General features: G+C 73.3%; 8 protein-coding genes. All 8 read right to left on the reverse strand.

The genetic code is table 11. The annotated features are described in order from the left end of the window. Positions 1–256, reverse strand: a 256-nt coding sequence (locus tag KS423_RS41520; RefSeq protein WP_224284902.1) for a hypothetical protein, incomplete at its 3' end; no start/stop codon positions are given. Between the two features lie 86 nt (positions 257–342). After that, a complete protein-coding gene (locus KS423_RS41525; protein WP_224284903.1) occupies positions 343–687 on the reverse strand; it encodes a hypothetical protein in 345 nt (114 codons plus the stop codon). A gap of 87 nt (positions 688–774) precedes the next feature. Further along, positions 775–1,554 (reverse strand): Ig-like domain-containing protein, encoded by a 780-nt coding sequence (locus KS423_RS41530; protein WP_224284904.1) that lies wholly within the window; start codon positions 1,552–1,554, stop codon positions 775–777. Between the two features lie 21 nt (positions 1,555–1,575). Beyond that, a complete protein-coding gene (locus KS423_RS41535) occupies positions 1,576–1,998 on the reverse strand; it encodes a hypothetical protein (RefSeq protein WP_224284905.1) in 423 nt (140 codons plus the stop codon). After that, positions 1,995–2,285, reverse strand: coding sequence for a hypothetical protein (locus tag KS423_RS41540; RefSeq protein WP_224284906.1), 291 nt, complete (start codon positions 2,283–2,285; stop codon positions 1,995–1,997). Before KS423_RS41540 ends, KS423_RS41535 begins: the two co-directional genes overlap by 4 nt. Positions 2,286–2,300: 15 nt before the next feature. After that, entirely contained in the window at positions 2,301–2,654 is a 354-nt protein-coding gene (locus tag KS423_RS41545; RefSeq protein WP_224284907.1) for a hypothetical protein, read from the reverse strand. A 1-nt stretch (position 2,655) separates the two neighbouring features. Beyond that, on the reverse strand, positions 2,656–2,850 hold the full coding sequence (locus KS423_RS41550; RefSeq protein ID WP_224284908.1) for a hypothetical protein: 195 nt from the start codon (positions 2,848–2,850) through the stop codon (positions 2,656–2,658). Between the two features lie 20 nt (positions 2,851–2,870). Beyond that, positions 2,871–3,373, reverse strand: a 503-nt coding sequence (locus KS423_RS41555; RefSeq protein ID WP_224284909.1) for a mobile element protein, incomplete at its 5' end; no start/stop codon positions are given.

Genomic DNA, 3,373 nt, shown 5'->3' on the forward strand with positions numbered 1-3,373 from the left:
GGGCCCGGTCGCGGGCGGCGGCCAGTGCGGCGGCGCGCTCGGCCGGATCACGGCGGGAACTGCGGGCGCCGGGGCGGGGGTACGGCTTCGGTCTGGAGGCGTGCTTGTCGCCGCCGCGCTGCCAGTTCGCTCCGGCCAGCACGTCCCAGATGTCGGCGAGCAGGTAGTCGGCCTGCGTCCAGCCGGGCCGCCCGGCCAGGGCGGCGTGCAGACGGGACGTGGGGGGCAGGCCGCGTACCAGCGCGACCAGCTCCATCCACGTGAGGCGGCCAGTGCCGAGGTCGGCCAGGCGCACGCCGTACTCGGCGCGCAGGTCGGCCGTGATGGCCTCCCCGTGCTCCGTCAGGAGTCGGTAGAGGCCGGCCCTTCCCCCTGCTTGAGCCCGCAGTGCTTCTGGTAGGCGGTGAACATCCGGTCGAGCTTGTAGCGCGGCATCGGGTGAGAGCGGAAGTCGTCCCAGTCGTCCCCGAGAGCGAGGGCGAAGATCCGACGGGCAGCTGCGGCGTCGCCGTGGTCGGCGGCGGCCAGCAGGTCGAAGGCGTCGAGAGTGTCCATGTGGACGAGCGTCCACCGGCGGCCGGCGTGCTGGACGACGAAGGGTCGGAGCTCGGCGGCGGCCTGGACGGCGTCGAGGTTGAAGTCGTACGGGCGGTCGTCACGACGGCGGGGGCGGCGGGTGTTGGACATGCGCGGTGGTCCTCTCCGGGGTGCGCGGTGGTCAGGGATGGTGGCCGGGGCGGGCGGACCGCGCGCTCGTCCGCCCCGGGGCTCAGGTCAGGACACGGTGACCGCGCAACTCGCGGTCAGGCCCTGGTAGGTGGCAGTGATCGTGGCCGCACCGACCGCGACGCCGGTGACGTAGCCGTACTGGACGCCTGCCTTCGCCGGGGCGCTGGTCGTCCAGGACAGGTACGGGTCGGCGGAGACGTCGCGGGTGCTGGCATCGGCGAGCGTCGCGGTTGCAGTCAGTGCGCCGATGCCGCCGACGGTGAGCGTCTTCGTGGCCGGGGCGACGGCCAGCGAGGTGACGGCCTGGCTGGTCTGCTTGTCGAACAGCACGCGGCCGCCGTCGGGGTAGATGACGGCGGCGAACGTCGACTTCATCAGGTCGGTCTCGTTCTCGTCCTGGTCGCCGTCGAGGGTGATGATCGCGTAGTTGCGGGTGATCCGGCGCACGGTCAGGCCGGTTGCCGAGTCGCGGGTCTCGAACGCGATCTTCGTGGGCACGGGCTTGGGGACGACGATCTGGGTGGCGGTCGACCCGGGCCACAGCAGGGATCGGGTGACCGGGTTGTCCTCCAGGACGCCGAACTTCTTCGTGAGCTTGAAGTTCTTGCGCGAGCTGCGGACAAGGATGCCGCCCCAGGCGTAGTAGTCGCTGGTGTCCTCGTCCCTGCTCTCGGGCATGCCGTCGTCGCCGTCGAGCAGGCCGACCATGGTCCAGCCGGCACCGAACGGCGTGTTGGCGTCGATGGGGTTGGCGGTGGTGAGGCTGGAGGCGATCCAGACGTCAGCGTCCGTCCACAGCCTCGCGTTGCCGGTGTTTCCGGACATGCCGGTCCTCCAGGTGGTTGGTCAGGTCAGGGGGGTGGGCGCGATGTTGGCCGTGAGTGTGAGGGTGGCCAGCGGGACGCGCGAGTCCGGGTCGATTCCGGGTACGGGGCCGGTGCCCGGGCGGGTGGAGCGAATGATTGGGCCGCCGGCGGTGTGCAGCAGTGCCGCGGCGAGCTGCGCGAGGTCGTGGGCCTGGTCCTCGTCGGTGTGCCAGATGCTGATCCGCAGCAGCGCCTCGGCGTTGAGTCGGGATGGGGCTGGGGTGGCACCGTCGAGGCCTACGAGGACAAGCGGCAGCCGTGGGTCCTCCGGGGAGCGGGCGTCCGGCACGCGGGTGCCGACCGTGGCGTCGGCCGCGTACGGCTCGGGCCGGGCGGCGAGCGCGGTGCGTAGGATCCGGCAGGCCTCCGCCGCCGCGTCCGGGAAGGTGACGAGCGCCTTCATCGGCCGCCCCTCTCCTTGACGTCCGCGCCGATCCCGGCGGCGGCCCGGGTGAGGATGCCGTCCTTTGCCTGCCAGGCCATCGCGCGCCGGTCGGCGACGGTGACGCGGGCGGCCTGCCGGTCCGTGGTGTACGGGTGCGCCTCTACCGTCTCGGGGGCAGGGACGGCGGCGCGCACGCGTTCGGCGACCTGCCCGGCGGCCTCGTCCACCATCTGCCGGACCTCAGGGCTCTCCAGCACCTCGCGGACACCTGCGGCATCCAACTCAAACTCGACACGCTGCGGCACGAGTTCACCTCCTGCTCAGCCGGTCGAGCGGGTCATGGTCCACTCGACGTGGTGGGTGCGCCCGGTAACCGGGTCGGGCCAGCGGGCGACCTCGCCGACGACCTCGCAGAGCAGGCCGTCGTACTCGATCCGGTCGCCGGAACGGACATCCGGCGCGGTGCCGGGCGCGGACAGGACGTGCCAGCCGGTGACGACGCGGGTCCGGTCGGCCTCGGCGGTCTCGGCCTGCGTGCTCGGCTGCACAGAGAGGCGGCCGACGGGCAGCCGGGTGACCGCGGCGGGCGACCAGTTCGGCAGGCTGTTGCCGGCGCGGTCGGTGCGTGTGCCCGGGCGGATCCGCACCACCCGCTGGTGGAAGATGACCGGCACGTCAGGCGATGACGCCGCGGGTGCGCAGGGCAGCCAACAGGTTGTTGTACTCGGCCTGGGTGGGGGCTGCGGCGGCGTTGGCGACGGTCGGGGCGGTGCCGGTCATGGTGGAGGTCGAGCCGGGCACCGTGACCAGGTCTACGACCTGCTGGGTCGGGTCCGGCGGGCCGGCCTTGGCCTTGGCGTACATGGGCATGCGGGTGGTCCTCTCGGGGGTCAGGTGCGGTCGCCGCGGCGGAGGCGGTAGTTCTCAACGGCCTCGGTCCACTGGGCAGTGACGCCGGTCGCTGCGGCGGCGCCGTAGGTGACGGACTCGCCGCCGGCCTGGACGCTCTGCACGCCGGGCTGGACGGTGTAGACGGTGCGGGCCTGGTCGGTCACGGCCTGCTGGATGTCGTCGGGGATCGGGTCGTAGCCGTGGTCGCAGACCACGACGACCTCGGCCCAGTCCGGCCAGCAGCCGACGGTGCGGCGCAGGATCCCGGCGTCCCCGCGCAGCCGCCAGTCCGTCACCGGGGCGCCGTCCACGGTCACGGAGGTGACCGCGGTGACGGGCGCCACGGGCAGCAGCAGCCGGTCCGTGCCGTCGCCGTACAGCCGGATCGTGTCCCCTGCGGCGCGGGCGACCGGGTGGCGGACGGCACCGCGGAACCGGGCGCTGGCCGCCGCGAGGGCGGCCAGCAGCAGCGGGTCGTCGGCCGGGACGCCGAGCCAGACCG

Source organism: Streptomyces sp. LS1784 (assembly GCF_020103755.1).
Classification (GTDB): Bacteria; Actinomycetota; Actinomycetes; order Streptomycetales; family Streptomycetaceae; genus Kitasatospora.

Coding starts and splice junctions, on each gene's coding strand:
- KS423_RS41525 (WP_224284903.1), bottom strand. CDS start 687: ATGTCCAACACCCGCCGCCCCCGCCGTCGTGACGACCGCCCGTACGAC.
- KS423_RS41530 (WP_224284904.1), bottom strand. CDS start 1,554: ATGTCCGGAAACACCGGCAACGCGAGGCTGTGGACGGACGCTGACGTC.
- KS423_RS41550 (WP_224284908.1), bottom strand. CDS start 2,850: ATGCCCATGTACGCCAAGGCCAAGGCCGGCCCGCCGGACCCGACCCAG.
- KS423_RS41535 (WP_224284905.1), bottom strand. CDS start 1,998: ATGAAGGCGCTCGTCACCTTCCCGGACGCGGCGGCGGAGGCCTGCCGG.